The following is a 3,335-nucleotide window of genomic DNA, read 5'->3' as shown; positions in this document are numbered from 1 at the left end:
GCTCGTCCCCCGCCTCGAAGAACTCACCGCCCGGCACCGCGGCACCACCGCCTGACCCACACGGAAAGCAGCAGCCATGCGAGTCCTGTTCACCGCCTATCCGGAGCGGACCCACTTCCTCCTGATGGCTCCTCTGGCCTGGGCGCTGCGTACTGCCGGCCACGAAGTCCGCTTTGCGAGTCAGCCGAAGTTCACCGAGGTCATCACCCAGGCCGGGCTCACCGCCGTACCCGTCGGCCGCGACCGGGACCTGTGGCAGATCCTCTCCAGGGACCCCAGCTGGCTCGGCCGGTCCGACCAGGGCGGGATGCCGCTGCCGTACGACGTGACCGGCAGGGCGCACGAGGACATCACCTGGGAGTACCTCAGTCAGGGGTACGCGGCGCAGGTCGAGCGCTGGCACAAGACCAGCAATGTGCCGATGGTCAACGATCTGGTGGAGTTCGCCCGGCACTGGCAGCCGGACCTGATCATCTGGGAACCGCTCACCTACGCCGGCGCGATCGCGGCCAAGGCCACCGGTGCCGCGCACGCCCGCCTGCTCTTCGGCACCGATATGTACGGGGTGGCCCGCGAACACTTCCTGCGCCTGCGTGCACAGCAGCCGGAGAGCGGGCGCACCGACCCCATGGCCGACTGGCTGGGCGGCTACGCCCGCCGGTACGGCACCGAGTTCGGCGAGGAGATGGTCACCGGGCAGGTCACCATCGATCTGGTCCCGGAATGCCTCCAGAACCGTGCCGGCGGCGTCGAGTACCTGCCGCTCCGGTACGTGCCCTACGGCGGCGCCGCCGTCGTCCCCACCTGGCTGAGCCACCCGCCGGACAAGCCGCGGGTGGCGCTCACCCTGGGACTGAGCACCACCGGCCACGGTGGTGAGTACGCCGTCGGCGTGCAGGATGTCCTCGACGCGCTCGGCGACCTGGACATCGAACTGATCGCCACGATCGCAGAGGCCGAGCAGCGCAAGCTCGACCGGATTCCGGCCAACACCAAAGTGGCGTCCTTTCTGCCGCTGGACGCGCTCGCCGCCACCTGCGACGCGGTCATCCATCACGCCGGTTTCGGCACCCTTGCCACCACGGCGCTGCGCGGACTGCCCCAGCTGACCCTGCCCTGGGACAACGACGGCCCGGCGCTGGCCACCGGCGTCCGTGCGATCGGTGCCGGGCTGATGCTGAACCCGAAGGAGACCACCGGTGCGGACGTCCGTGCCGGTCTGCTGAACCTGCTGGGCGATCCGGGATTCCGGCAGGGCGCTGCCGAGCTGCGCGACCGCATGCTCGCCATGCCCGCCCCCAACGACCTGGTGGGCACGCTGGAACGGTTCGCGGCCGGGAACCGGACCCGGGCCGGGGTCCCTGCCGGCCCGATCGGAGCGTGAGCCGTGCGCGTCCTGTTCGTCGCCAATCCCGAGAAGGCGCATGTGCTGCCCATGCTGCCGTTGGCGTGGGCACTCCGCACCGCGGGGCACGAGGTACGGGTCGCCTGCACCCCGTGGTTCGCGGACGTGATCACACAGGCGGGGCTCACCGCCGTACCGGTCGGCCGGGACTACGACCTGTGGGAGCTGCTGCGCCGCCAGATGCACACCCTTCCGGACTGGTCGTACCGGCCGGAGTTCGGGCTGCCCGCGCCGTACGACGTGGCACACGACCCGTCCCGGGCCGAGTGGAGCCGTCTCAGCGAGGGTTATGCCGAGATCGTGGACCTGTGGCACAAGCCGGCGAGCTTCCCCATGATCGCCGACCTGGTCCGCTTCGCCTGTTCGTGGCGGCCGGATCTCGTCCTGTGGGAGCCGCTGGCGATGGCGGCGCCCATCGCCGCGAAGGCGTGCGGTGCCGCGCACGGACGGTTGCTGTGGAGCGTCGATGTCTTCGGCAGCACCCGCGAGCACTTCCGGCGTCTGCGCGACCGGCAACCGCAGGGCGAGCGGCCCGATCCGCTCGGTGAGTGGCTGGGCGGCTATGCCCGCATGTATGGCGGGGAGTTCACCGAGGACATGGTCACCGGGCACTTCACCATCGACCAGCTCCCGGGGTCCCTCCGGCTGGAGAGCGAGCTGCCCACCCTGTCCATGCGGTTCGTCCCCTACGGTGGACCGGCGGTGCTGCCGAAGTGGCTGTGGACCGCGCCCGAGCGGCCTCGGGTGGCCCTGACCATGGGTGTCAGCTCCACCGACCATGGTGCCGGTTACGCGGTCGACGTCCAGGGCGTCCTGGACTCGCTGGCCGATCTCGACCTCGAGGTCGTCGCCACCGTCGCCGAGAACGAGCAGAAGAAGCTCGCCCGGGTGCCCGACAACGCCCGGCTGGTGCCGTATGTGCCGATGCACGCCCTGGCCCCGACCTGCAGTCTGGCCATTCACCACGCCGGCTTCGGGACCCTGCTGACGATGGCGCAGCATCCCGTGCCACAACTGCTGTTGCCCTGGGACTTCGATGCGCCCGTACTCGGCCGCCGGGCCGCGCAACAGGGCGGCAGCATCGCGATCGAGGCCGATCGGGCGACTGTGCCGGTCGTGCGCGAGGCCGCGCTGCGGCTGCTCGGCGAACCAATTTTCCGGGACCGGGCGACAGTCCTGCGCGACGAGTTGCACGCCCTGCCGACGCCCAACGAGCTGGTGCCCCGGCTCGTCGAGCTCACCGCCGAGTTCCGCTCCTCCGACCGCCGACCCCAGTGAGGCCACCCATGCGTGTGCTGTTCGCGGCCAACCCGCACAAGAGCATCTTCCAGTACATGGTGCCGCTGGCCTGGGCGCTGCGTACCGCGGGGCACGAGGTCCGCTTCGCCGGCCAGCCCTCGTTCGCCCCCACCATCACCCAGGCCGGGCTGACCGCCGTCCCCGTCGGACGCCGCCAGAACCCCTTCCGGCTGCTGGAGCTGGTCGACCCGGAGCTGATCGCCGAGTCACGCGTCGGCCTGCCCACGCCCTGGAACGTCACCTCGGACCCGTCGACGGCGACCTGGGAAGCCATGCTCGAAGGCTACGAGCTGGTCTCCGGGTCCCTGCGCGAGGACAACTTCCCGATGATCGCCGATCTGGTGGACTTCGCGCTGCACTGGAAGCCGGACCTGGTGATCTGGGATCCGCTGACCCTTGCCGCTCCGATCGCGGCCAAGGCCGTAGGTGCCGCGCACGCCCGCCTGCTCTTCGGCGTCGACGTCTTCGGCGTACCGCGGGACCGGTTCCTGCGTCTCAAGGCGCAGCAGCCCGAGGGGCAGCGGTCGGATCCTCTTGCGCAGTGGCTGGGCGGCTATGCCCGTAAGTACGGCGGTGAGTTCACCGAGGACATGGTCACCGGTCACTTCACCATCGATCAGTTCCCCGGCAG

2 protein-coding genes and 1 pseudogene are annotated in these 3,335 nt (G+C 70.4%); all 3 read left to right on the top strand.

The window, feature by feature from the left end; translation table 11 throughout:
* Positions 1–76: 76 nt before the first annotated feature.
* Entirely contained in the window at positions 77–1,384 is a 1,308-nt protein-coding gene (locus tag ACF088_RS41150; RefSeq protein ID WP_392381110.1) for an activator-dependent family glycosyltransferase, read from the top strand.
* Between the two features lie 3 nt (positions 1,385–1,387).
* On the top strand, positions 1,388–2,683 hold the full coding sequence (locus ACF088_RS41145) for an activator-dependent family glycosyltransferase (RefSeq protein WP_392381109.1): 1,296 nt from the start codon (positions 1,388–1,390) through the stop codon (positions 2,681–2,683).
* An 8-nt stretch (positions 2,684–2,691) separates the two neighbouring features.
* Positions 2,692–3,335, top strand: a pseudogene (locus ACF088_RS41140) (hypothetical protein); the annotation flags it as partial.

Source organism: Streptomyces sp. NPDC015125, from assembly GCF_043080045.1.
Classification (GTDB): domain Bacteria; phylum Actinomycetota; class Actinomycetes; order Streptomycetales; family Streptomycetaceae; genus Streptomyces.
Note: the sequence above shows the minus strand (reverse complement) of the source record. Positions and strands in the feature narration are given on the sequence as shown.